This is a genomic window from Photobacterium salinisoli (genome assembly GCF_003614885.1).
Classification (GTDB): domain Bacteria; phylum Pseudomonadota; class Gammaproteobacteria; order Enterobacterales; family Vibrionaceae; genus Photobacterium; species Photobacterium salinisoli.
Window position 1 is genome coordinate 361,617 of record NZ_QZMS01000007.1, and the last position, 25,316, is coordinate 386,932.

At 48.6% G+C, this 25,316-nt stretch carries 24 protein-coding genes; 15 read left to right on the top strand and 9 right to left on the bottom strand.

Features of this window, described 5'->3' with window-relative positions:
• Nucleotides 1–2: 2 nt before the first annotated feature.
• Complete coding sequence (gene nagA, locus D6M16_RS02395; RefSeq protein WP_120510404.1) at nt 3–1,139, bottom strand: N-acetylglucosamine-6-phosphate deacetylase; 1,137 nt, start codon at nt 1,137–1,139, stop codon at nt 3–5.
• A 16-nt stretch (nt 1,140–1,155) separates the two neighbouring features.
• The gene (nagB, locus tag D6M16_RS02400; RefSeq protein WP_120510405.1) at nt 1,156–1,956 is read right to left on the bottom strand and encodes a glucosamine-6-phosphate deaminase; all 801 of its coding nucleotides are present in this window, start codon (nt 1,954–1,956) and stop codon (nt 1,156–1,158) included.
• A gap of 255 nt (nt 1,957–2,211) precedes the next feature.
• Here nagB and nagE point away from each other — a divergent pair, with 255 nt between their 5' ends.
• Both nagE and glnS read left to right on the top strand, forming a co-directional pair.
• Nucleotides 2,212–3,702 carry an N-acetylglucosamine-specific PTS transporter subunit IIBC gene (gene nagE, locus D6M16_RS02405; RefSeq protein WP_120510406.1) on the top strand — a complete coding sequence of 497 codons (1,491 nt, stop codon included), beginning with the start codon at nt 2,212–2,214 and terminating at the stop codon, nt 3,700–3,702.
• A 168-nt stretch (nt 3,703–3,870) separates the two neighbouring features.
• Nucleotides 3,871–5,532: a glutamine--tRNA ligase gene (glnS, locus tag D6M16_RS02410; RefSeq protein WP_120510407.1), complete on the top strand. Its 1,662-nt coding sequence runs from the start codon at nt 3,871–3,873 to the stop codon at nt 5,530–5,532.
• A gap of 76 nt (nt 5,533–5,608) precedes the next feature.
• On the opposite strand, the gene fur is transcribed toward glnS, so the two are convergent.
• Entirely contained in the window at nt 5,609–6,058 is a 450-nt protein-coding gene (fur, locus tag D6M16_RS02415) for a ferric iron uptake transcriptional regulator (protein WP_027252644.1), read from the bottom strand.
• A 202-nt stretch (nt 6,059–6,260) separates the two neighbouring features.
• Between fur and D6M16_RS02420 the strand changes: the two genes are divergently transcribed.
• The gene (locus D6M16_RS02420) at nt 6,261–6,779 is read left to right on the top strand and encodes a DUF4442 domain-containing protein (RefSeq protein WP_120510408.1); all 519 of its coding nucleotides are present in this window, start codon (nt 6,261–6,263) and stop codon (nt 6,777–6,779) included.
• A 40-nt stretch (nt 6,780–6,819) separates the two neighbouring features.
• Here D6M16_RS02420 and fldA read toward each other — a convergent pair whose 3' ends face one another.
• From fldA to D6M16_RS02435, 3 genes are all read right to left on the bottom strand, one after another.
• Entirely contained in the window at nt 6,820–7,347 is a 528-nt protein-coding gene (fldA, locus tag D6M16_RS02425) for a flavodoxin FldA (RefSeq protein WP_027252642.1), read from the bottom strand.
• Nucleotides 7,348–7,558: 211 nt separating this feature from the next.
• On the bottom strand, nt 7,559–7,780 hold the full coding sequence (locus D6M16_RS02430) for a DUF2788 domain-containing protein (protein ID WP_027252641.1): 222 nt from the start codon (nt 7,778–7,780) through the stop codon (nt 7,559–7,561).
• Nucleotides 7,781–7,845: 65 nt separating this feature from the next.
• Nucleotides 7,846–8,625 (bottom strand): alpha/beta fold hydrolase, encoded by a 780-nt coding sequence (locus D6M16_RS02435; RefSeq protein ID WP_120510409.1) that lies wholly within the window; start codon nt 8,623–8,625, stop codon nt 7,846–7,848.
• Between the two features lie 101 nt (nt 8,626–8,726).
• Between D6M16_RS02435 and seqA the strand changes: the two genes are divergently transcribed.
• Nucleotides 8,727–9,269, top strand: a complete 543-nt coding sequence (gene seqA / locus D6M16_RS02440; RefSeq protein ID WP_120510410.1) for a replication initiation negative regulator SeqA — start codon at nt 8,727–8,729, stop codon at nt 9,267–9,269.
• 41 nt (nt 9,270–9,310) lie between these two features.
• The gene (gene pgm, locus D6M16_RS02445; protein WP_120510411.1) at nt 9,311–10,957 is read left to right on the top strand and encodes a phosphoglucomutase (alpha-D-glucose-1,6-bisphosphate-dependent); all 1,647 of its coding nucleotides are present in this window, start codon (nt 9,311–9,313) and stop codon (nt 10,955–10,957) included.
• A 65-nt stretch (nt 10,958–11,022) separates the two neighbouring features.
• On the opposite strand, the gene D6M16_RS02450 is transcribed toward pgm, so the two are convergent.
• Nucleotides 11,023–11,856, bottom strand: a complete 834-nt coding sequence (locus tag D6M16_RS02450; RefSeq protein WP_120510412.1) for a DUF1853 family protein — start codon at nt 11,854–11,856, stop codon at nt 11,023–11,025.
• Nucleotides 11,857–11,980: 124 nt separating this feature from the next.
• On the opposite strand from D6M16_RS02450, the gene D6M16_RS02455 reads away from it, so the two are divergent.
• The gene (locus tag D6M16_RS02455; RefSeq protein WP_120510413.1) at nt 11,981–12,187 is read left to right on the top strand and encodes a DUF2517 family protein; all 207 of its coding nucleotides are present in this window, start codon (nt 11,981–11,983) and stop codon (nt 12,185–12,187) included.
• Between the two features lie 166 nt (nt 12,188–12,353).
• Nucleotides 12,354–13,112, top strand: coding sequence for a Nif3-like dinuclear metal center hexameric protein (locus D6M16_RS02460; protein WP_120510414.1), 759 nt, complete (start codon nt 12,354–12,356; stop codon nt 13,110–13,112).
• 84 nt (nt 13,113–13,196) lie between these two features.
• On the opposite strand, the gene D6M16_RS02465 is transcribed toward D6M16_RS02460, so the two are convergent.
• Entirely contained in the window at nt 13,197–14,486 is a 1,290-nt protein-coding gene (locus D6M16_RS02465; protein WP_120510415.1) for a citrate synthase, read from the bottom strand.
• A gap of 417 nt (nt 14,487–14,903) precedes the next feature.
• On the opposite strand from D6M16_RS02465, the gene sdhC reads away from it, so the two are divergent.
• From sdhC to sucD, 8 genes are all read left to right on the top strand, one after another.
• Nucleotides 14,904–15,284 carry a succinate dehydrogenase cytochrome b556 subunit gene (sdhC, locus tag D6M16_RS02470; RefSeq protein WP_120510416.1) on the top strand — a complete coding sequence of 127 codons (381 nt, stop codon included), beginning with the start codon at nt 14,904–14,906 and terminating at the stop codon, nt 15,282–15,284.
• The gene (gene sdhD, locus D6M16_RS02475) at nt 15,278–15,625 is read left to right on the top strand and encodes a succinate dehydrogenase, hydrophobic membrane anchor protein (protein WP_120510417.1); all 348 of its coding nucleotides are present in this window, start codon (nt 15,278–15,280) and stop codon (nt 15,623–15,625) included. The genes sdhC and sdhD overlap by 7 nt, the downstream gene beginning before the upstream one ends.
• Complete coding sequence (gene sdhA / locus D6M16_RS02480) at nt 15,626–17,392, top strand: succinate dehydrogenase flavoprotein subunit (RefSeq protein ID WP_120510418.1); 1,767 nt, start codon at nt 15,626–15,628, stop codon at nt 17,390–17,392.
• 13 nt (nt 17,393–17,405) lie between these two features.
• Complete coding sequence (locus tag D6M16_RS02485; RefSeq protein ID WP_027252631.1) at nt 17,406–18,119, top strand: succinate dehydrogenase iron-sulfur subunit; 714 nt, start codon at nt 17,406–17,408, stop codon at nt 18,117–18,119.
• A gap of 101 nt (nt 18,120–18,220) precedes the next feature.
• On the top strand, nt 18,221–21,034 hold the full coding sequence (gene sucA, locus D6M16_RS02490) for a 2-oxoglutarate dehydrogenase E1 component (protein WP_120510419.1): 2,814 nt from the start codon (nt 18,221–18,223) through the stop codon (nt 21,032–21,034).
• 32 nt (nt 21,035–21,066) lie between these two features.
• The gene (odhB, locus tag D6M16_RS02495; protein ID WP_120510420.1) at nt 21,067–22,278 is read left to right on the top strand and encodes a 2-oxoglutarate dehydrogenase complex dihydrolipoyllysine-residue succinyltransferase; all 1,212 of its coding nucleotides are present in this window, start codon (nt 21,067–21,069) and stop codon (nt 22,276–22,278) included.
• Nucleotides 22,279–22,409: 131 nt separating this feature from the next.
• Nucleotides 22,410–23,576 (top strand): ADP-forming succinate--CoA ligase subunit beta, encoded by a 1,167-nt coding sequence (sucC, locus tag D6M16_RS02500; RefSeq protein WP_120510421.1) that lies wholly within the window; start codon nt 22,410–22,412, stop codon nt 23,574–23,576.
• Nucleotides 23,577–23,578: 2 nt separating this feature from the next.
• A complete protein-coding gene (gene sucD, locus D6M16_RS02505; protein WP_120510422.1) occupies nt 23,579–24,451 on the top strand; it encodes a succinate--CoA ligase subunit alpha in 873 nt (290 codons plus the stop codon).
• A gap of 152 nt (nt 24,452–24,603) precedes the next feature.
• On the opposite strand, the gene D6M16_RS02510 is transcribed toward sucD, so the two are convergent.
• Nucleotides 24,604–25,152 (bottom strand): hypothetical protein, encoded by a 549-nt coding sequence (locus tag D6M16_RS02510; protein ID WP_046219388.1) that lies wholly within the window; start codon nt 25,150–25,152, stop codon nt 24,604–24,606.
• Nucleotides 25,153–25,316 lie beyond the last annotated feature (164 nt).

The following is a 25,316-nucleotide window of genomic DNA, read 5'->3' on the forward strand; positions in this document are numbered from 1 at the left end:
AGTTATGTTTGCTCGTATTTACCGTTAACCACTGTCGCCCGGACACGGAAATCACGATCAAAAATTGCCAGGTTAGCCACCATGCCTTTTTTGATAGCCCCCAGTGTCTTATCCATACCTATGGCACGGGCAGGGTACAGGGTGGCCATGCGAATCGCTTCGTCCAGGGCAATACCTACATGTTCAACACTGTTTTGAACAGCTTCAATCATCGTCAGGGCTGAACCGCCGAGTGTGCCATTTTCATCCACACACTTGCCATCGCGGTAATATACTTTCTTACCGACAAAAATAAAGTGATCTATGTCTGCTCCTGCTGGTGCTGTTGCATCCGTAACCAGAATTAATTTTTCCTTTTTAATTCTGTGGGCTATACGAATATTGGCATAATCAACATGAAAGCCATCAGCAATGATTCCTGTATATACCTCAGGCGTATCATAGATAGCGCCCACCATGCCAGGCTCGCGGCCAGCAATGGGAGTCATGGCATTGAACAGGTGGGTGGCAAAAGTAATACCGGCAGCAAACCCTTTGCGTGCTTCAGCATAGGTTGCATTGGTGTGCCCCGCAGATACTACGATACCTGCTTGTGCCAGTCGCTCAATGTGCTCTGCCGGTGTTTGCTCTGGCGCCAGAGTCACTTTGGTAATGATGTCAGCATTCTCGCACAGCGTAGTGATCATGGCCTCATCGGAACGACGGATATGCTCGACGCTGTGGATACCTTTTTTCATGACATTCAGGTATGGCCCTTCCAGATGCAGTCCGAGTGATTGATTCTGGTAGTGCGCTTCATAGTCACGAGCGGCTTTGATCGCAGCCTTCATGTCCTCGTCGGACGAGGTAATGAGTGTGGGCAAAAAGCTCGTACAGCCTGATTTCAGGTTTGCCCGATGCATGGTCTGTATGGTGTCGGCGGTGATTTCGTCATTAAACATCACTCCGCCACAGCCATTCAGCTGAAGGTCGATGAAGCCAGGAGACAGGTTTGCTCCGTCAAGGTCCTGAGTGGGCATATCAGCAGGTAGCTCTGCCTCAGGACATACAGCGTGAATGTTCACTCCGTCAATAATAACAGCGTGGTTATTCAGCACATCGCTACCTGTAAAAATGCGGCAGTTGGTCAGCGCGTACATGAACACTTCCTATTAGTTAAAGGTGTTTGATGTTTTCTGCTTCCAGTTCCTGGAAATAGCGGACGGTTTTTACTTTCAGTTCCTGTGTGGCAGGGTCATCACACACAATCAGTGATTTCGGGTGCAATTGCAGCGCAGAGACAGTCCACAGATGGTTTACACATCCTTCAACCGCAGCTTCAAGAGCCTGGGCTTTGTTATGGCCGGTAACCAGAATCATCACTTCTTCCGCGTCCAGCAGTGTACCCACCCCGATAGTCAGCGCATATTTAGGCACTTGTTTTATGTCTCCATCAAAGAAACGAGAGTTGGCGATGCGGGTATCTTCGGTCAGGGTTTTGATACGTGTGCGGGATGATAATGAAGATGCGGGTTCATTAAACGCAATGTGTCCGTCGTTGCCCACACCACCCATGAACAGATGGATCTTGCCAAAGGATTTAATTTTAGCTTCATAACGCTGACATTCAGCCTGGTGATCGTCCGTGTTACCGTTCAGCAGATTGATGTTTTCTTCTTGGATATCAATATGGTTAAAGAAGTTGTTAAACATGAAGCTGCGGTAAGATTCTGGATGGTCGGAGGGCAGGCCTACATACTCATCCATATTGAAGGTCACCACATGCTTGAAACTTACTTCGCCTGCATTATAAAGCTCAATAAGACGCTTGTAGGTGGTCAGAGGGGTACCGCCGGTAGGCAGACCTAGTACGAATGGACGGTCTGCAGTTGGTTTAAATTTGTTAATACGATCAACAATATAGCGTGCTGACCACAAACCAACTTCGTTCGCGTTGTTCAGTGGGATAAGTCTCACGGTAACACCTCGTTGCTAGAAAAGAATATGTGTGAATTTTAGCGGTATATCGCCTTTCTTTCGAATAATAAAATAAGTTTTATGACCGGGCTAGCAAAATCGCTCAAACCCGCCAAATGCTGGTGATTGGGATCACAAATGATAAGGTTTTAATTTGCGGGGCGAAATTAAAGGCATACACTGCAACTTACTTAATCGGGTAGCTAAAATAAGTTATCTCAACCGCATCTAAGAAAACCATAGGGGGAACTAAGGGTGAATATTCTTGGATATTTTCAAAAAGTAGGTAAGGCTTTGATGGTGCCGGTCGCCACGTTGCCTGCCGCCGCAATACTCATGGGTATAGGTTACTGGATTGATCCGAACGGCTGGGGTGCCAACAGCGCACTGGCAGCTTTCCTGATCAAAGCCGGTGGCGCGATTATCGATAACATGTCTGTACTGTTTGCTATCGGTGTCGCATACGGTATGTCAAAAGATAAAGACGGTGCAGCAGCACTTTCTGGCTTCGTTGGCTATCTTGTTGTTACCACTCTTTGTTCTCCAGCGGCCGTTGCTCAAATTCAGGGTATTGACCCAAGTGCTGTTCCTGCGGCATTCGGTAAAATTGAAAACCAGTTCGTCGGTATTCTGGTCGGTATCGTCTCTGCTGAGCTGTACAACCGTTACTCAACGGTTGAACTGCACAAGGCACTGGCTTTCTTCAGCGGTAAGCGTCTGGTACCTATCCTGACATCCATTGCTGGTATTTTCCTGGCTTTTATCCTGATGTATGTCTGGCCACATGTTTATGGCGGTCTGGTTCACTTCGGTGAAGGCATCCAGGGCCTGGGCGATGTAGGTGCGGGTCTTTACGCCTTCTTCAACCGTCTGCTGATCCCTGTTGGTCTGCACCACGCGCTGAACTCAGTATTCTGGTTCGACGTAGCGGGCATTAACGACCTGCCAAACTTCCTGGGTGGTGCCAAGTCTATCGCTGACGGTGTAGCAGTCCCTGGCCAGACAGGTATCTACATGGGTGGTTTCTTCCCTATCATGATGTTCGGTCTGCCTGGTGCGGCACTGGCGATGTACCACACCGCGAGAGCTGAGAACAAAGAGAAGGTCGCATCTATCATGATTGCCGCTGCTTTCGCTTCATTCTTTACCGGTGTAACTGAGCCGCTGGAATTTGCCTTCATGTTCCTGGCACCTGCATTGTATGTCGTGCACGCAGTGCTGACGGGTATCTCTGTGTACATCGCAGCCAGCATGCAGTGGATTTCCGGTTTCGGTTTCTCTGCTGGCCTGGTTGATATGGTACTGCAATCGAAGAACCCGCTGGCAACTCAGTGGTACATGCTGATTGTTCAGGGTCTGGTATTCTTCGCGATTTACTATGCAATCTTCCGCTTCGCGATTGTCAAATTCAACCTGAAGACACCAGGTCGTGAAGACGCTGATTCAGATGAAGTACTGGCTTCTGGTTCTCAGGAAACAGGTGAGCTGGCAAAACAATACCTGAAAGCTCTGGGTGGCCATGGCAACCTGGAAAACATTGATGCCTGTATCACACGTCTGCGCCTGACGCTGAAAGACAGCAGCCTGGCTGACGAGAAAACACTGAAAGCACTGGGTGCTATGGGTGTGGTGAAATTAGGTTCAAATAACCTGCAAGTTATTCTTGGTCCGCTGGCTGAAATCGTTGCTGGTGAGATGAAGAAAATCCCGGCGTCAGAAGACCTGTCTGCAGTCAAACTGCCATAATAGACAGTTAATCTGATAGCGAAAGATAACTGAAAGTGAGGCCGGCCCGTCAGGGTCGGCTTTTTTTTGCCCTAATCATGATTCAATACACACTAATTGTTGAGTCATGGCCTGTATTTGTGGATCATAACAGGTTCGAAGATCCTTTTAGCGCACGAGGTGTAATTGATGAGTGAATCTGAAGCTCGTCCAAGCAATTTTATCCGCCAGATCATTGATGCGGATTTAGCCAGTGGGAAGCACACCAGCGTCCACACACGTTTTCCGCCTGAGCCGAATGGTTACCTGCATATCGGTCATGCGAAGTCTATCTGCCTGAACTTTGGTATTGCTCAGGACTACCAGGGACAATGCAATCTGCGTTTTGATGACACAAACCCAGAAAAAGAAGACATCGAATACGTAGAGTCGATTAAGAAAGACGTAAACTGGCTGGGCTTTGAGTGGAGCGGTGAGATTTGTTACTCATCTAACTACTTCGATCAGCTGTATGCCTACGCGTTGGAGCTGATCAACAAAGGTCTGGCGTATGTTGATGAACTCACACCTGAAGAAATGCGCGAGTACCGTGGCACGCTGACAGAGCCGGGTAAACCAAGTCCATATCGTGATCGTCCTGTGGCTGAGAACCTGGCACAGTTCGAGAAAATGAAAAACGGCGAAGTTGAAGAAGGCAAAATGTCACTTCGGGCCAAGATTGATATGGCCTCGCCGTTTATGGTCATGCGTGATCCTGTGCTGTACCGCGTTCGCTTCGCAACTCACCATCAGACAGGGGATAAGTGGTGCATCTATCCGATGTACGATTTCACCCACTGCATCTCTGATGCGCTGGAAGGCATTACGCACTCTCTGTGTACCCTGGAGTTCCAGGACAACCGTCGTCTGTACGATTGGGTACTGGATAACATCACGATTGACTGTCAGCCTCGCCAGTATGAATTCAGCCGCCTGAACCTGGAATACACAGTGATGTCGAAGCGCAAGCTGAACCAGCTGGTTACAGAGCAACTGGTTTCTGGCTGGGATGATCCCCGCATGCCGACCATTTCTGGTTTGCGTCGCCGTGGCTTTACGTCGGCTTCCATTCGTGAGTTCTGTAAGCGCATTGGTGTCACCAAGCAGGACAATACCATTGAGATGAGTTCTCTGGAATCGTGTATTCGTGACGATTTGAATGAGAATGCACCTCGGGCCATGGCCGTTCTGGATCCGGTGAAAGTCGTGATTGAGAACTTTGGCGATACCGAGATTCTCACCGTGGGCAATCATCCGAATAAACCAGAAATGGGTGAGCGTGATGTGCCATTCAGCCGTGAGCTGTACATTGAGCGTGAAGATTTCCGCGAAGAAGGTAACAAGAAGTACAAGCGTTTGGTCTTGGGTAAAGAAGTACGCTTGCGTGGTGCCTATGTTATTAAAGCCGAGCGTGTTGAGAAAGACGCAGACGGCAAAATCACCACTATTTTCTGTAGCTATGATGCAGATACGCTGGGCAAAAACCCTGCTGATGGCCGTAAAGTGAAAGGTGTGATTCACTGGGTGTCAGCTGAACAGGCCCTTCCTGCTGAAATTCGCTTGTATGATCGTTTGTTTACGGTACCTAACCCAGGTGCAGCAGAGGATTTTGCTTCAACGATTAACCCGGAGTCACTGATCGTGATGAATGGTTTTGTTGAGCCGAGTCTGGCCGCCGCCGCTCCTGAACAGGCATTCCAGTTTGAACGTATGGGTTATTTCTGTGCGGATAACAAAGATTCATCGGCTGATCACTTAGTGTTCAACCGCACTGTGGGTTTGCGTGATTCATGGGCAAAAATTGCTGACTGACAGATTCAGACTGTGATTGCAGCCTAAGATAAAAAAACCAGCCATTCGGCTGGTTTTTTTATCGATGTAAGCGTGATTATTTATTTTCGTTGTGCAGGCTTTCATCTTTATTACAATCACCGGCTGTGCAGTGACCGTACAGATAAAGGCTGTGGTTGGTCAGACGTATGTTGTAGCGTTCGGCAACCTGCTTCTGACGATCTTCAATGATGTCGTCAGAGAATTCAATGACTTTACCGCAGTCCAGGCAAACCAGATGATCGTGGTGATGCTGGGTAGACAGTTCGAATACCGACTTACCGCCTTCAAAATGGTGTCGGGTGACAATCCCGGCATCATCAAATTGGTTCAGCACTCGGTAAACAGTGGCCAGGCCAATCTCTTCACCAATATCGATCAGTTTTTTGTACAAATCTTCGGCACTGATATGCTGGCACTCAGGATCCTGAAGTACTTCCAAAATTTTCAGACGCGGAAGTGTGACTTTTAATCCTGCTTGTTTAAGTGCTTGGTTGTTATCTGACATTCGAGTTTCCTTTGGCTAGCCGTAACAGGAAAATGGAAGGTTACGGTAGTCTTTCTCATATCTGCTTATTATAAGTGACGACAGCACAACAATAAACCTTAATGCTTACTGGGTCTAGGAAAGTTGTGACTTTTATTCGGCTGATATAAATGTTAAAAAGGCATACTATACTCATCGTACCAGATCATAAGGACGTGTAGGTGTGAACAAGTTCTATAAGCCTCGTATCGTGAAATTTGCGCTCAATATCTGGCCACCATTTTGGGGAGCTGGTATTCGAATTCTGCATATCAGTGAAGACTTTCGGCATGTGGAAATTTGCCTGAAGTTAAGGTGGTGGAATAAGAATGCGAACCGAACCCAATATGGCGGCAGTATTTTTTCACTGACGGATCCTGTCTATGCTTTGATGCTGATGGGTATTCTCGGTAAAGAGTATTTTGTCTGGGATAAACAAGCCGAAGTCAATTTTCTCAAGCCTGGTCAGACGGATCTGAAAGCTGTATTTACTATTTCAGATCAGTGTATTGAGGATATAAAACGCTCCACAGCCAGCGGAGATAAATATTTTCCTGAATTTGTCGTCAATGTTTCTGATAGTGAGGGTGAGGTGGTTGCTCAGGTAAAGCGTGTGCTTTATGTACGCAAGAAGCCACAGTACCGAAACGCAGCGTTTGACGAAGACGAAAACCGTTCTGGAGAGTGTGTCAGTGAGCAATAAAAAACGCGCCTCGGCGCGTTTTTAACAGTTTGCAGCAAGATTAGTCAGCCAGTTCGGCCAGACACATTTCTTCGTAGATTTGCTTAACCCATTTCTCGACGCGCTCGTCAGTCAACTCAGGCTGACGGTCTTCATCAATGCACAGGCCAACAAAATGTTCATCGTCTACCAATGCTTTTGATGCTTCAAACTCATAGCTTTCGGTTGGGAAATGGCCAACGATGATGGCGCCGCGGCCTTCAACGATGTCACGCACTGTGCCCATGGCGTCGCAGAAATACTCGGCGTAATCTTCCTGATCACCACAGCCAAAAATAGCAACCAGCTTGTTTTCGAAATCAATGCCTTCCAGTTCAGGAAAGAAATCGTCCCAATCGCACTGTGCTTCGCCGTAATACCAGGTCGGGATACCCAGCAGTAACAGGTCGAAATTTTCAATGTCTTCTTTGCTGCTCTTAGCAATGTCTTTGACTTCAACCAGATTTTTACCCAGTTGCTTTTGGATCATTTTAGCGACGGCTTCTGTGTTACCAGTGTCGCTACCAAAGAAGAGTCCTACACTCGCCATAGTAGAGATTACCCGTGTTTTAGTTGTTGACCGCCAGCTGACAGGCTGGCGATATACATTAATTGAACAGGCTGCCAGTTAATTCTAGCGCTGACTGTATGCCTGATAATAACATTTGTCGGTGACTGTGGCGTCAGTTAGGGGGAGAAAAACCTTTATCATTAGGCTTCTCATTTCGCACTCTGAGCCAGGCAACAGGCGTCAGTGGATATTATCCGATCCCTACGCCTTCCATAGTCATCTGAATCACACCTTTCGATATGAATCCAAAGCACCCCAAAAACAAGACCAGCCAGACGATTTTTCGACCAAATGGAGGCACATTGCCTTGCTTAAGGACATCTTTGATCGCCATGCCAATGAAAAAGAAGATGGCTGCGAACAATAAATCAAGTCCGACTGATTCCAGCAGGTCCATGTGCTCGTATAACATCTGTTTCTCCTTCGCAAGATCAGACTTGCATCCGGCGCGCACTATAGCACAGAGAGTCGTGCGTGTTAATTGTTAGGCTGTGTATCCTTCTCTAAAAAACTGAGAATGATACGGTTAACCGTGTCAGGTTTCTCCGCATGAAGCCAGTGGCCAGTATTGGCTACCATATGGGCCTTTGCGTGCGGGAACTGACTGGCAATTTGTTCGCGGTGCTCAGCCAGAATGTATTCTGAATCCTGACCTTTTATGAATAAAGTTCGGCCAGAAAAAGGCGATACAGCAGACCAGCCCATGATGGTGCTGTAGTTGTTAATAAGTGCATCGACATTGAACCGCCACTGAAAAAATTCTTGATCTTTATACAGAGACTTGAGCAGGAACTGGCGCACACCGGGTTCCAGAACATGCTGCGATAAATGCTGCTCAGCTTCTTTTCGGCTGGTGATCGTTTGTTCGTCGACTGCTTTAAGGCCAGCGAACACATTTTGGTGACGATGGACCTGATAAGCCACAGGTGCCATATCGAGCACAATCAGGTTCTCGATCCGCTCTCCGGCCAGTTCGGTCATTGCCATTGCCACTTTACCGCCCATGGAATGGCCGATCACACTGAAATCTTGAATTTCTAGTTGGTTGAGCAGATCAACCACATCTTGTGCCAGGTCTGAATAAGTGAAGTGCTCACTATGCGGGGAACGACCGTGGTTACGCAGATCAAGGCTAATGACTTGGTACTGTTCTTTGAGCACTCTGGCGAGCAGGCCGAGATTGTCCGCACTGCCAAATAAGCCATGAATAAGGACGACCGCCTGGCCTTGCCCCTGTATCTGATAATGAAGATTCACAGACTATTTCTCTTGTTGTTAACGCTTTGCCGTAGAGTATACCTTCGCTTCACGTTATAATCTCACGGTGATTTTTTAACGGAACGATAATGAACACTACGATGAAAACTATTGAGGTAGACGAAGAGCTGTATCGTTATATTGCCAGCCAGACCCAGCATATTGGTGAAAGTGCGTCAGATATTCTGCGCCGTTTACTGCTGGAGGACTCCAATAGTCAACCTGTCAGGCCAGCACGCCCTAAAGCTGCACAAGGCATTGTGGTTAGCAAGGATGCAGGCAATTTGCCACAGTCGGAAGACAGGGTCAAAGCTATGCGCTCGTTGCTGATTTCTGATGAGTTTGCCGGCCAGGAAAGAGCTATTGGCCGCTTTATGTTGGTGCTGTCTACGCTCTATCGTATCGATCCTCAGGCTTTCACCGATGCGACGGCGATTAAAGGTCGAACCCGCATTTACTTCGCTGACAGCGAAGAAAAGTTGTTGAACAGCGGCAAGACGACTAAACCGAAAGCCATTCCTGAAACGCCTTTTTGGGTGATCACCAATACTAATACCGACCGTAAACGTCAGATGATTGAACAGCTGATGCAAAAAATGCAGTTCACACAAGATATTGTAGAAAAGGTTTGCGGTGAAATTTAACTGTCGCTGATGCGGCTTTATTGACGTACAAGGATATGTTGATGGCGATCCATCCTCGTGCCGGGCAGCAAGCCCGGCAAGAAGACATGCATAACATTCCGGCTCTTGTGGCCAATTATTTTCTGATTGAACCTGATGCTTCCAATGTTGCCCAGCGTGTTGCGTTCGGCACCTCCGGCCATCGTGGCTGTGCCGATAAGGGAACCTTCAATCAACATCATATCTGGGCAATCGCCCAGGCTGTTGCCGATGTTCGCCGTGAACAAGGTGTTTCCGGACCTCTGTTTTTAGGAAAAGATACACACGCCTTGTCTGAACCGGCGTTGCTTTCTGCTCTGCAAGTGCTGGTAGCCAATGAAGTCAATGTGGTGCTACAGGCGGATCAGGGTTATACACCCACGCCGGGTATTTCACATGCCATTCTGACATTTAACCTCTGTCATGCTGAGAAAGCTGACGGCATTGTGATTACGCCTTCACATAATCCTCCGCAGGATGGCGGCATCAAATATAATCCGTCTCATGGTGGACCTGCTGAAGGGGCAATTACCACGGCTATTGAAAACCGGGCCAATCAGTTGATTGCCGAAGGTTTAACGTCAGTGAAGCGGGTGAGTGTTTCTGAGGCTTTGTCCAGCCGTTACGTGACGGAGCAGGATTTAGTCAAACCCTATGTGGCTGATCTTGTTAATGTCATCGACATAGCTGCGATTCAGAAAGCTAAACTGAAGCTGGCCGTTGATCCTCTGGGTGGCTCCGGGATCGAATACTGGCGCGAGATAGGGCGTCACTATAACCTGGATCTCACTCTGGTTGATGAGTCAGTGGATCCGGCGTTCCGCTTTATGAGTCTGGATAAAGATGGCGTGGTGCGGATGGATTGCTCGTCACCTTATGCGATGGCTGGCTTGCTGGCGCATAAAGACAGTTATGATCTGGCCTTTGGTAATGATCCTGATTTTGACCGCCACGGTATCGTGACGCCGGCCGGTCTGATGAATCCTAACCATTTCCTTGCAGTCTGCATCGACTATCTGTACCGCCATCGTCCTGAGTGGAATAGCAAGGTGGCTGTGGGCAAGACACTGGTTTCCAGTGCGATCATTGATCGTGTTGTGGCTGATCTGGGCCGTGAACTGTGTGAAGTGCCTGTGGGTTTCAAGTGGTTTGTTGATGGTCTGTACAGTGGTGAGCTTGGCTTCGGCGGTGAAGAAAGTGCGGGTGCATCCTTTTTGCGCAAAGACGGCACACCCTGGTCAACCGATAAAGACGGTATTTTGCTTTGCCTGTTAGCGGCAGAAATCACCGCGGTGACAGGTATGAATCCGCAACAATATTACCAGACCTTAACTGAAAAGCATGGTGAGTGCCGTTACAGCCGGTTACAAGCGGTAGCAAACAGCGCGCAAAAAGCCGTTCTGAGCAAACTGTCTCCAGACATGGTCAAGGCTGATACATTGGCTGGTGATAGCATTACCGCCCGTCTGACCCATGCTCCGGGTAATGGTGCTGCCATTGGTGGTTTGAAAATTACCACAGAGAATGGCTGGTTCACGGCGCGACCTTCAGGTACTGAAGAAATTTACAAGATCTACTGTGAAAGCTTCAAAGGCGATACGCATCTTCGTCAGATAGAAGATGAAGCACAGAAGATTGTCAGTAATGTATTTTCTGCCGCTGGTCTGTAAACCGCATTCATTTGACAACCCGTAGCCTTTGCTGCGGGTTTTTTTATTGTTTGATCATTGGACTGTTACGGCGCGGACTGCCGATAATGCTTAGGCCTGTCGCGGTTGTGTAGTGGCCAGTGGTCAGGAACAATGAACCATACCTGATTATCTTCAGCAATACCCTGTGTCGGCACCGTGATAGACGAAGGTATCATTAAAGCCGGTATCGATGAGTAACAGGGTGGGGTTAACCAATCTCTCTTGGTGAGGATTTTTAACGATAATCGTTCTGCCTGACTCTGGAAGCACCAAAGCCCTTTATTGACATCAGGATTAATTGGCAAGGCGGAACCTGACTCTTCATTCCGAAAGTGATCGAAAAGTCTCCCCTGTACAATCAGTCGCTGGCAGGTTGGCTGACCCAGCGATTTGGCATACTGATCCTTGTAGGCCTGATGCTGAGTCATTGCCAGCTGATGCTGAACCATTTTATTGATCTTATTATCCAGATTATCCGCCGAGTTTGGTCCCAGCCACCGCTGTTGATAAGCCAGATAAAACTTAATAGCCACTTCCCAGTGTTCTAATTGCTTAGATAGTTTGTTGAACACCAGAAAATCAATGGCACCCAGCGTACGCTTTGCTTCGTGCAGCTGTATCTCTTCACCGACCAGCTCAAAATCGGGGTGGTGACTGATGAGCTGCTGCCAAAGCCACTGGTAATAAAAACCGAGCCTTTGGTTACCCTCGTAATGTGCTTTTGCCGGGATTATCGCTCTGTCTCTGAACATGGCCAACCACTTATCATTGACCTGGTGGTCTACACCTTGCGTCAACACCGGCATAGCCAGAACATTGCGAAAATGTCTGATGTTATCGCTGTGTTCTTTTGTTACATTTTCGTTGATATTATTCATTAAAATAAGTCTTAATCTGCGTTTAACTTGTTTTTAACAACAAAATCCCAAATAAAAAGTAGTAAAATTTCAAAAATGCGCTAAAGTATAGAGGTATGACCAGTTGGTTGCTCAGGAGGCTATCATGTTCACACCTTTATCTACTCAACAAATTATTGTGCGCCGTACCTGCGTTGTGATTGCAGGCGTGTTGAGTTTTCCGGTTATGGTACTTATGCCTACGTCTGTAAAATCACGTGTTTATAGTTATCTGCATAAAGTCTGGTTGAAAACCAGTACCAAGCCCGTTTGGCTGCAGCACTCTGAACAAGGTGCACAAGAGCTATATTGAATCTGTTGTCAATGACTAGCTTACTGGTATCACCGATGAAATGCTGCCTTTGGCAGCATTTTTTGTCGGTATTTACTCGTTTTATGTTCCTGCTTTTTCCGTTCCAGCTGGTTCTGTTGCGCCCGAGTTGGTTAAAATACCAATAACCGCTCAAAAGGAAGCAAGCATGAACAACCTCAAACTCGAATCATTGTTAAACACACTACTGAGCCCGCACTTAATCAGAGATTACTGCCCGAATGGTCTGCAAGTCGAAGGCCGCAGCGAGGTACAAAAAATTGTAACCGGTGTGACTGCTTGTCAGGCACTAATTGATCAAGCCATTGAAATGAAAGCCGATGCTTTGCTGGTCCATCATGGTTACTTTTGGAAAAATGAACCTTCGGAAATTCGCGGGATGAAATACCGACGAATTAAAGCATTGATCGAAAACGGTATTAATCTTTATGCCTACCATTTACCTTTGGATGTCCACCAGGAGCTGGGAAATAATGCCCAACTAGCGGATCAATTAGGCATAAAACATCTGGGTGGGCTGGAGCCTGGTAATCCGCACCCTGTTGCCGTGTACGGCGAATTTCCAACGACGCTGACCGGCGATCAACTCGCTGCCCGTATTGAGAAGGTGCTTCATCGCAAACCCTTACATATTGGCGAGGGCGGACCTGATCTGATCAAAACTGTGGGCTGGTGTACCGGTGGTGGTCAGGATTTTATCGATCTTGCTGTTGCGCAGGGGCTGGATGCCTATATCACGGGTGAGGTGTCAGAGCGGACGGTACATACAGCGCGGGAGCAGGGCATTCATTTCTTCAGCGCGGGACATCATGCGACGGAGAGGTACGGTGTAGAAGCATTGGGGGAGTGGCTGGCCGATGAGCATCATTTTGATGTCACCTTTGTGGATATTGATAACCCGGTGTAAGCCAATGTCAAACCCGATCAAAAAAGGTTGAGCATCAGCTCAACCTTTTTATTTTTATATCAGCAAGCTATTTATGACTCACAATCACTCACGCTCATGAAGCGGTTGGAAATCGCGTTGCTTGTGACCGGTATACAGCTGACGCGGACGACCGATACGGTTGTTTGGATCACTGTGCATTTCATTCCAGTGCGCGATCCAGCCGATAGTACGCGACATCGCAAAGATAACGGTAAACATAGAAATTGGGATACCGATCGCTTTAAGAATGATACCTGAGTAGAAGTCTACGTTCGGGTACAGTTTCTTCTCGACAAAGTACTCGTCAGAAAGTGCAATGCGTTCAAGTTCCATCGCAACATCCAGCAGTGGATCCTGGATTTTCAGCTCTTGCAGCACTTCGTGACAAGCTTCACGCATGACGGTTGCACGTGGGTCATAGTTCTTATACACACGATGGCCGAAGCCCATCAGACGGAAAGGATCATCTTTGTCTTTGGCACGCTCGATGAACTCTGGGATATTCTCCACGCTGCCAATCTCTTCGAGCATGCGCAGACAGGCTTCATTGGCACCACCGTGAGCTGGGCCCCAAAGCGAAGCGATACCTGCTGCAATACACGCAAACGGGTTAGCACCTGAAGAACCTGCCAGACGTACGGTAGAGGTAGACGCATTCTGCTCATGATCAGCGTGCAGGGTAAAGATTTTATCCATAGCACGGGCGACAACCGGGCTGACTTCATACTCTTCACATGGTGTTGCAAACATCATGTGCAGGAAGTTTTCAGCGTAATCCAGATCGTTACGAGGGTAGATAAACGGCTGACCAATAGAGTACTTATAGCACATTGCAGCCAGAGTCGGCATTTTTGACAGCAGGCGGAATGCAGTGATTTCGCGGTGCTCGTCGTTATTGATGTCCAGTGAATCATGGTAGAAGGCTGCCAGCGCACCGACAACACCACACATTACAGCCATTGGGTGAGCATCGCGACGGAAACCGTGGAAGAAGCTTGCGATTTGCTCATGCACCATAGTATGGCGGGTTACAGTTTTGCGGAATTGCTCGTACTGGGCGCGGGTAGGAACTTCGCCGTACAGCAGAATGTAACAGACTTCTAAATAATCAGCGTTATTAGCTAATTGGTCGATTGGATAGCCACGGTGAAGCAGCACACCTTTCGCACCATCAATGAAAGTAATTTGAGATTCACATGATGCAGTAGCTAAGAAACCTGGGTCGAAAGTGAAATAGCCAGATGCGCCGAGTTTACGAACATCCAGTACTTCCGGACCTAGTGAGCCCCCGAGAATCGGCAGTTCGACCGGTGCTTTCCCTTCAATATGAAGAGTAGCTTTCTTGTCTGCCATAACAATCTCCTTTGTTATTTTATAATCCTAATCCGAAATCGGATGTGCCGTCTTTGTACAGCTCGGTCATGATGTTGTCAATTCCTCTTATCGGGAGTGTGCGCTTGTTAATAACTTTAAGTAAAAGCGGGTCAATATCTCAAACCGTGTTAGAGGTCATGTAACGGGGTTTGTAATTGATTGTTGCGAGGCGTATACTCGGCCGCAGGTCTCTGGTTCTGCCATCGCCAGAAACAATGATAAAGTTATTAGTAATATTAGCTACTTAGCTGAAACGACTTTTGCTTTGCTGTACATACACTTGTGCTACCTAAATGTAGCACGGTTGTTGTGCCTTTGTTGCGCTTGTTTTGGCGTACGCATACCGGAGGTTTTATAAAAATAAAACGCTTCTATGGAGCTGAGTGGGCAAAGACCGTGAAAGTTAACAAGCCAAGACCTGTCAACCTCGACCTACAGACGATACGCTTTCCGCTGACTGCGATTTCGTCAATCCTGCACCGTGTATCGGGCGTGATCACATTTGTTTCCCTTGCCATCCTGCTGTGGCTACTGAACCTGTCTCTTTCCTCTCCCCAAGGATTTGCTGAAGCCGCTGACATCGTTGACAGCTTCTTTGTCAAATTTATCCTCTGGGGTGTGCTGACAGCACTCTTCTATCACATTGTTTTCGGTGTCCGTCACCTGATCATGGATATGGGATATTTTGAAGAGCTGGAATCTGGCACCACAAGTGCGAAAATCAGTTTTGCAATTGTGGCGGTTCTGTCTGTGTTTGCAGGAGGCCTGGTATGGTAAGCAACGTTTCCACTATTGGACGTAATGGTGTTCACGACTTTATTCTGATTCGTGCAACCGCGATTATCCTCACTCTCTATACCATTTATATGGTGTACTTTTTCGCTTTTGGCCCTGAGTTGAATTTTGAAACCTGGACAGCGTTCTTTTCAAAACTAAGCACAAAAGTCTTTACTATGCTGGCGTTGGCCTCCGTTCTGATTCACGGTTGGATTGGCATGTGGCAAGTACTGACTGACTACATTAAACCTGCCTTTTTACGAGCAGGACTGATGTTTGCCATTGTCGCTGTGCTTTTTGTTTATCTGTTATCTGGTTTCTTTATTGTGTGGGGTGCGTAAGTGAGCATTGCAGTTCGAGAGTTTGATGCCGTAGTAATCGGTGCTGGTGGTGCAGGTATGCGTGCTGCACTACAAATTTCTGAGCAGGGCCTGAAATGTGCTTTGCTCTCTAAAGTATTCCCTACCCGTTCTCACACCGTATCTGCGCAGGGCGGTATCACAGTTGCGTTAGGTAACTCGCATCCGGATAACTGGGAATGGCACATGTACGACACGGTAAAAGGGTCGGACTATATCGGTGACCAGAATGCCATCGAATACATGTGTAAAAATGGCCCGCAGTCAGTCATTGAACTTGAAAAAATGGGTCTGCCATTTTCGCGTTTTGACAATGGCCGTATTTACCAGCGTCCGTTTGGTGGCCAGTCGAAAGAATTCGGTGGTGAGCAGGCGGCGCGTACAGCCGCAGCGGCAGACCGTACCGGTCACGCCTTGCTGCATACCCTGTACCAGCAAAATGTTAAGCATAAGACCACGATTTTCTCTGAGTGGTATGCGCTGGATCTGGTGAAAAACCAGGACGGTGCCATTTTGGGCTGTACCGCTCTGTGTATGGAAACCGGTGAAGTCTGTTACTTCAAATCCAAGGCCACAATCCTGGCAACCGGTGGTGCAGGCCGTATCTATCAGTCAACCACTAACGCACACATCAATACCGGTGACGGTGTAGGTATGGCATTGCGTGCGGGTGTACCCATGCAGGATATCGAAATGTGGCAGTTCCACCCAACCGGTATTGCCGGCGCCGGTGTACTGGTTACTGAAGGTTGTCGTGGTGAAGGTGGTTACCTGCTGAACAAAGACGGTGAGCGTTTCATGGAACGCTATGCACCCAACGCGAAAGACCTGGCGGGTCGCGACGTTGTTGCCCGTTCAATGATGGTGGAAATCCGTGAAGGCCGCGGTTGCGATGGCCCGTGGGGACCACACATTAAACTGAAGCTGGATCATCTGGGTAAAGATGTTCTGGAATCTCGTTTGCCGGGCATCCTTGAACTGTCGCGTACCTTTGCGCACGTCGATCCGGTGAAAGAGCCAATTCCTGTGATTCCAACCTGCCACTATATGATGGGCGGTGTACCGACTCAGGTTTCCGGACAAGCGATTAAGCAAAACGCAAACGGTCAGGACGAAGAAGTGCAGGGTCTGTTTGCCTGTGGTGAAATTGCCTCTGTGTCTGTACATGGTGCGAACCGCCTGGGCGGTAACTCACTGCTTGACCTGGTTGTATTCGGTCGTGCGACCGGCCTGCATCTGGGTGAAACCCTGGCAGCTCAAGCAGAAGCGCGTCCGGCGACAGAATCTGATATCGAAGCTTCCCTGACGCGTCTGAACCGCTGGAACAGCACGCAAAAAGGCGAAGATCCGGTACAAATCCGGAAAGATCTGCAATCTTGCATGCAGAACAACTTCTCGGTATTCCGTGAAGGTGCTGCGATGGCAGAAGGTCTGAGCCAGCTGAAAGAAATCCGCGAGCGTTTGAAAGAAGCGCGTCTGGATGACACTTCAAGCGAGTTTAACACCCAGCGTATTGAGTGTCTGGAACTGGATAACCTGATGGAAACCGCTTATGCGACGGCAGTTGCGGCTAATTACCGCACTGAAAGCCGTGGTGCTCACGCCCGTTTCGACTTCCCAGAACGTGATGATGAAAACTGGCTGTGTCACTCTATTTACAATCCAGAGACAGAGCAGATGTCCAAGCGTGATGTAAATATGACACCAGTACATCGTGACGCATTCCCGCCTAAAGCGCGGACTTACTAAGGGAGGTAACAACATGAAACTGAATTTCTCGATTTACCGTTATAACCCTGATGTAGATAACGCGCCGCACATGAAAGGGTACACGCTGGAAGTGCCGGAAGGCTCCGACATGATGGTTCTTGATGCTCTGATTTTGCTTAAAGAGCAGGATCCATCGCTGTCTTTCCGTCGTTCATGCCGTGAGGGTGTTTGCGGTTCCGATGGTATCAACATGAACGGTAAGAACGGCCTGGCCTGTATTACTCCGTTGTCGGCGTTGATGAATCAGAAAACGATTGTGATTCGTCCGTTGCCTGGTTTGCCAGTCATTCGTGACCTAATCATTGATATGGAGCAGTTCTACACCAACTATGCCAAGGTGAAACCGTTCCTGATCAATGACAGTGAGCACCCGCCTGCAAGGGAAAACCTGCAGTCTCCGGAAGAACGTGCGCATCTTGACGGCCTGTACGAGTGCATCATGTGTGCATGCTGCTCGACTTCATGTCCGTCATTCTGGTGGAACCCGGATAAGTTTATCGGTCCTGCGGGCCTGTTGGCGGCATACCGTTGGTTAATCGACAGCCGAGACACAGCAACTGAAGAGCGTTTATCTGATCTTGATGACGCATTCAGCGTGTTCCGTTGCCACAGTATCATGAACTGTGTCAGCGTTTGTCCAAAAGGACTCAACCCGACGAAAGCGATCGGTAATATCCGATCTATGTTGCTTAAACGTTCGGTGTAAATCTATAGAATTATCGATATGCCAGCAGAGCAATTTGCTGGCTTTTTAGCCCGGCCTAACATCCGGTGCAAGTGGCGATAACAAGTGGTTAAGGGAAAAAAATGCAGAACGGCGTTATGAAGGCTTGGCTTGAGTCTTCACATCTGGCTGGCGCCAACGCAACTTACGTAGAAGACCTCTACGAGTTGTATCTAAGCGACCCAGAATTAGTTGACGAAGAATGGCGTCACGTTTTTAGTGAACTGCCTGTTGTGAATGGTGTTGCCGTTGAGCAGCCGCATTCGCGTGTTCGTGATTACTTCCGGCGTTTAGCGAAAGAGACGACCTTTTTAAGTGCTAACGTCAGCGATCCTGATGTTGATGCCAAACAGGTTAAGGTACTGCAGCTTATCAACGCATACCGTTTCCGTGGTCATCAGCATGCAAACCTGGACCCGCTGGGATTATGGCAGCAGGAACGTGTTCCGGACTTGGATCCTGCGTTTCATAATCTCACTGCGGAAGATTTTGACCAAAGCTTCAATGTCGGTTCATTTGCCGTAGGCAAAGAGACAATGAAGCTTTCTGAGATCTATGAGGCATTGAAAAACACCTATTGTGGCTCAATTGGTGCTGAGTACATGCACATTACTGATACGGAAGAAAAACGCTGGATTCAGCAGCGTCTGGAATCAGTCGTCGGTAAAGGCGCGTTTACTCAGGAAGAAAAGCAGACGTTTTTGGATGAACTGACTGCAGCGGAAGGTCTGGAACGTTATCTGGGTGCGAAATTCCCGGGTGCAAAACGTTTCTCGCTGGAAGGTGGTGATGCTCTTATCCCTATGATGAAAGAGCTGATTCGTGCAGCCGGAAAAAGCGGTGTTCGGGAAGTTGTGGTGGGAATGGCCCACCGTGGTCGTCTGAACATGCTAGTGAACGTTCTGGGTAAAAAGCCTCAGGACTTGTTCGATGAATTTGCCGGTAAGCATGGCGAATCATGGGGAACCGGTGATGTGAAATACCACCAGGGTTTCTCTGCTGATTTCGCGACACCAGGCGGTGATGTGCATCTGGCACTTGCCTTTAACCCCTCTCACCTTGAAATCGTTAACCCGGTTGTTGTCGGCTCTGTTCGTGCTCGTCAGGATCGTTTGGGTGACAAAGACGGTTCCATGGTACTGCCAATTACTATTCACGGTGACTCCGCTATCGCGGGTCAGGGTGTAGTGGCTGAAACCTTCAACATGTCCCAGTCCCGGGGCTACCGTGTTGGCGGTACGGTGCGCATTGTGGTGAATAACCAGATTGGTTTCACGACGTCAAATCCGATGGATACCCGTTCAACCCAGTACTGTACAGATATCGCTAAGATGGTGCAGTCGCCGATTTTCCACGTCAATGCCGATGATCCCGAAGCTGTTGCATTTGTGACTCGTCTTGCGCTGGACTACCGCAATGAATTTAAGCGTGATGTGGTTATTGATCTGGTTTGTTACCGACGTCATGGTCACAACGAAGCGGATGAGCCGAATGCGACTCAGCCACTGATGTACCAAAAGATCAAAAAACACCCAACTCCACGCAAGATTTACGCCGATATTCTGGTTGACGAGAAGAGCATAGATGCTGAAACAGCGACTTCGCTTGTCAATGAATACCGTGATGCGCTCGACCGCGGTGAGTGCGTGGTCAAAGAGTGGCGTCCGATGAAACTGCACTCTGTGGACTGGGCCCCGTATCTGGGTCACGACTGGACCAAAGAGTGGGATCATAAAGTTGGTCGTCAGCGACTGCATGAACTGGGTCAGCGCGTTTGCCAGTATCCTGAAAGCCACAAACTGCAAAGTCGTGTACAGAAACTGTATAACGATCGCCAGTCTATGGTAGCGGGTGATAAAGGCGTCGACTGGGGTATGGCAGAAACGCTGGCCTATGCAACATTGGTGGACGATGGCCATCGCATCCGTATTACAGGGCAGGATTCCGGACGGGGGACTTTCTTCCATCGTCATGCGGTGCTGCATAATCAAGCGGATGCCAGCACTTACATGCCATTGGCTAACCTTCATGACAAACAAGGTCCGTTCCAGGTCTTCGACTCAGTACTGTCAGAAGAAGCCGTATTGGCCTTTGAATACGGCTATGCTACGGCTGAGCCGGGCGGTCTGACTATCTGGGAAGCTCAGTTCGGTGATTTCGCGAACGGTGCCCAGGTTGTGATTGACCAGTTCATCAGTTCCGGTGAGCAGAAGTGGGGCCGTATGTGTGGTCTGACTATGCTGCTGCCGCATGGTTATGAAGGTCAGGGTCCGGAGCACTCCTCTGCGCGCCTGGAGCGTTACCTGCAGCTATGTGCTGAACAAAACATGCAGGTTGTGATCCCTTCAACGCCGGCTCAGGTTTATCACATGATTCGCCGTCAGGTTCTGCGTCCTATGCGCCGTCCTCTGATTGTTATGTCGCCCAAGTCACTACTGCGTCATCCACTGTGTACTTCCACGATGGACGATCTGGCGGAAGGTACTTTCCTGCCTGCAATCGGTGAGATTGATGCGCTGGATCCGAAACAAGTGAAACGTGTTGTACTGTGTTCAGGTAAGGTGTATTACGATCTGCTGGAACAACGTCGCAAGCGCGAGCAGACGGATGTCGCCATTATCCGAATTGAACAGCTGTACCCATTCCCGAAAGAGGATGTGGAAGCAGCACTGGCTGATTATCAGCATGTGACTGACTTCGCATGGTGCCAGGAAGAGCCGCAAAACCAGGGTGCCTGGTACAGCAGCCAGCATAATTTCCGTGCTGCACTGCCTGCAGGCGCGCAACTTGCCTATGCCGGCCGCCCAGCGTCAGCTTCCCCTGCCGTTGGTTATATGTCAGTACACTTGAAACAACAGAAAGCGTTGATTGATGACGCACTGAACACAGAACAATAAACCCAGAGCTGGAACAAAAAGGACAAACTGAGATGACAATCGAAATTCTGGTTCCCGATTTACCTGAATCAGTAGCAGACGCAACCGTAGCCACCTGGCACAAGAAACCAGGTGATGCAGTAAGCCGTGATGAAGTTCTGGTAGATATCGAAACGGATAAAGTAGTGCTGGAAGTACCTGCACCTGAAGATGGTATTCTTGAAGCCATTTTCGAAGAAGAAGGTACTACAGTGCTGACCAAGCAGCTGCTGGGTAAAATCAAAGCAGGCGCGGTTGCTGGCGAGCCAACCAAAGATAAGACAGCCAGTGCGGAAGCGTCACCAACAAAACGTACGACTGCTTCTTTGGCTGAAGAGACCAATGATGCACTGAGCCCGGCGGTACGCCGTCTGATCAGCGAGCACGGTATTGATGCCTCCGCTGTGAAAGGCAGCGGTGTAGGCGGTCGTATCACTCGCGAAGACGTAGAAGCGTTCGTGAAAAATGGTAAGTCTGCATCTGCTGCACCGGCTGCTGAAGCGAAAGTAGAAGCGCCTCTGGCTCATCGCAGTGAAAAACGTGTCCCAATGACACGTCTGCGTAAGCGAATTGCTGAGCGTCTGCTGGAAGCGAAGAACAGCACGGCGATGCTGACAACGTTCAACGAAGTGAACATGAAACCTATCATGGATCTGCGTAAGCAGTATCAAAGCATCTTCGAAGAGCGTCATGGTATCCGCCTGGGTTTCATGTCTTTCTATGTGAAAGCTGTCGTTGAAGCGCTGAAGCGTTTCCCGGAAGTGAACGCATCGATCGACGGTGATGATATTGTTTATCACAACTTCTTCGATGTCAGTATTGCTGTGTCTACACCTCGTGGTCTGGTGACCCCTGTGCTGCGTGACTGTGACAAGCTGAGCCTGGCTGAAATCGAAAAAGGTATCCGTGAACTGGCAATCAAAGGCCGTGACGGTAAGCTGACAGTGGATGAACTGACTGGCGGTAACTTCACTATCACTAACGGTGGTGTATTCGGTTCACTGATGTCCACGCCAATTATCAACCCGCCTCAGGGTGCAATTCTGGGTATGCATAAGATCCAGGACCGCCCAATGGCTGTTGATGGCAAAGTTGAAATCCTGCCTATGATGTACCTGGCGCTGTCTTATGACCACCGTCTGATTGATGGTAAAGAGTCGGTAGGCTATCTGGTAACCGTTAAAGAGTTGCTTGAAGACCCAACACGTCTGCTTCTGGACGTGTAACACTGCGCAGAACGATCCGCCACTGTTTTGAGGTGGCGGTTGTTGAGCCAGATTGATTGACGAAGGAATACCCAAGAGTATTTCAATGGATATAACACGTCCCACAGGGATTAGATAACGGATAGAACATAATGAATCTGCACGAATATCAGGCAAAACAACTTTTTGCTGAGTATGGCCTGCCAGTTCCTGAAGGCTATGCTTGTGATACCCCACAAGAAGCTGCTGAAGCGGCAAGTAAAATCGGTGGTGATAAGTGGGTCATCAAATGTCAGGTTCACGCTGGCGGCCGCGGCAAAGCGGGTGGCGTAGAACTGCACGACACCAAAGAAGGTCTTAAAGAGTTTGCACAAAAGTGGCTGGGCAAAAACCTGGTGACTTATCAGACAGATGCAAATGGTCAGCCGGTAACCAAAATCCTGGTTGAAGAAGCCTCTAACATTGCAAACGAACTGTACCTGGGTGCTGTTGTAGACCGTGGTACACGCCGTATCGTTTTCATGGCATCGACTGAAGGTGGTGTGGAAATCGAGAAAGTTGCTGAAGAAACCCCTGAGCTGATCCACAAAGCAGCTATCGATCCACTGGTTGGCCCTCAGGCTTACCAGGGCCGTGAACTGGCCTTTAAACTGGGCCTGAAAGGCGACCAGATTAAGCAGTTCGTGAAAATCTTCATGGGCCTGGGTCAGATGTTCGCTCAGTATGACCTGGCTCTGCTGGAAATTAACCCGCTTGTGATTACCGGTGAAGGCAACCTGCTGTGTCTGGACGGTAAGATCAATATCGATTCAAACGCCATGTACCGCCAGCCAAAACTGCGTGATATGCACGATGCTTCTCAGGAAGATGCCCGCGAAGCACACGCAGCACAATGGGAACTGAACTATGTTGCTCTGGACGGTAACGTTGGTTGTATGGTGAACGGTGCGGGTCTGGCCATGGGTACCATGGACATTGTCAACCTGCACGGCGGAAAGCCGGCAAACTTCCTGGATGTCGGTGGCGGTGCGACCAAAGAGCGTGTTGCAGAAGCATTCAAGATCATCCTGTCTGACGATAATGTTAAAGCCGTACTGGTTAACATCTTCGGTGGTATCGTTCGTTGCGACATGATCGCAGAAGGTATCATTGGCGCGGTTAAAGAAGTCGGCGTGACTGTACCGGTTGTGGTTCGTCTGGAAGGTACTAACGCTGACCTGGGTCGCGAAGTACTGGCCAAGTCAGGTCTGGATATCATTGCAGCTGAGTCGCTGACCGACGCAGCTCAGAAAGTTGTTGCTGCTGCGGAGGGCAAATAAGAATGTCTGTACTAATTAATAAAGACACTAAAGTTATCTGCCAGGGCTTTACTGGTGGTCAGGGTACTTTCCACTCTGAGCAGGCAATTGCATACGGTACGCAAATGGTTGGCGGTGTGTCACCGGGTAAAGGCGGTACAACACACCTGGGCTTGCCAGTGTTCAACACTGTGCGCGAAGCCGTAGAAGAAACAGGTGCAACAGCTTCTGTTATCTACGTACCTGCACCATTCTGTAAAGATGCCATTCTGGAAGCGATTGATGCGGGTATTAAGCTGATCGTGACCATCACAGAAGGTATCCCGACAACAGACATGATCGACGTGAAAGTGAAACTGGAAGAAACCGGCGTTCGCATGATCGGTCCTAACTGCCCTGGTGTGATCACACCGGATGAGTGCAAGATCGGCATCATGCCTGGTCATATTCACAAGAAAGGTAAAGTGGGTATCGTTTCTCGTTCAGGTACGCTGACGTATGAAGCCGTAAAACAAACCACTGATGAAGGTTTTGGCCAGTCTACTTGCGTTGGTATCGGTGGTGACCCGATTCCTGGTTCAAACTTCATTGATATCCTGAAATTGTTCCAGGAAGACCCTGAAACTGAAGCAATCGTAATGATTGGTGAAATCGGTGGCACAGCGGAAGAAGAAGCGGCAGCGTTCATCAAAGAGAACGTGACTAAGCCAGTTGTTTCTTATATTGCCGGTGTGACTGCTCCTCCGGGTAAGCGTATGGGTCATGCCGGTGCGATTATCTCTGGTGGTAAAGGTACAGCGGAAGATAAGTTCGCTGCACTGGAATCTGCGGGAGTGAAAACCGTTAAAAGTCTGGCCGATATCGGTAAAGCGCTGAGAGAAGTTACTGGTTGGTAATACTCTGAACTGACTGTTATTTCAGCAAGAAGCCCGTCATCAGACGGGCTTTTTTTGGCCTGAGGCCAGACGTTGCTTATTGGAATTTACCTGGTCAATAAAAAAGCCCAGCGTACTCGCTGGGCTTTTTTCAAGGTTTTGCACGCACTGGCTTAGTATTTAAAGCGAGTGGTCATTAACAATTGATCGCCGTAAACATCGTTAAAGCGACCTTCAGCACCGATTGAGAACAGCTCAGTGGCGTGGAATCGTCCGTAGACAGAACCAAAGGTTTCTTCAATCTTATGGACATTGATGTGACCCAGTTTAGCGCCGACTTCAAGTTGCGGACCTAACCACTGACGAACGCCCAGATTGACTTCCATACCTGTTTTACCAGTACTGTCGTTAAACTCGCCTTTGTTCTTGATGTTGCGCGCTTTAAGTTCACCCGTCAGATCGGCCCAGTTGTTAATAGGTGCGTGGAAACCAACACCCAAGGCGAGGTCCCAGTCGCTTTCGAATTCTGAATCAATGCTACCGGTTAAATGGGCATTCGGGTGGATAGATTTGCTGAAACCTGCACCATAGGTTAGTGGGCTCAGGCCAATTCGCACTTCTGTATAGTCGTAGCTGAAGTTGCTCATAGTATTAGCTGAATTAGCTTGAGCTGCTGAAACCCATGATAATAGCAGGGCGCCAGCGATAAACGATTTACGCATGAATCTTCATCCAAAGAACAAAAAATGAATTGGAGCATTTTAATCAACTCATCCCCGCAATAACAGGTTGGCCTTAGATTAAGTGCCGTATTACGGGGACAATAGCGTAAAAATGCAGCAAAAATCACATATTTGTGATCATTGACAAATTTTTAATAAGCTAC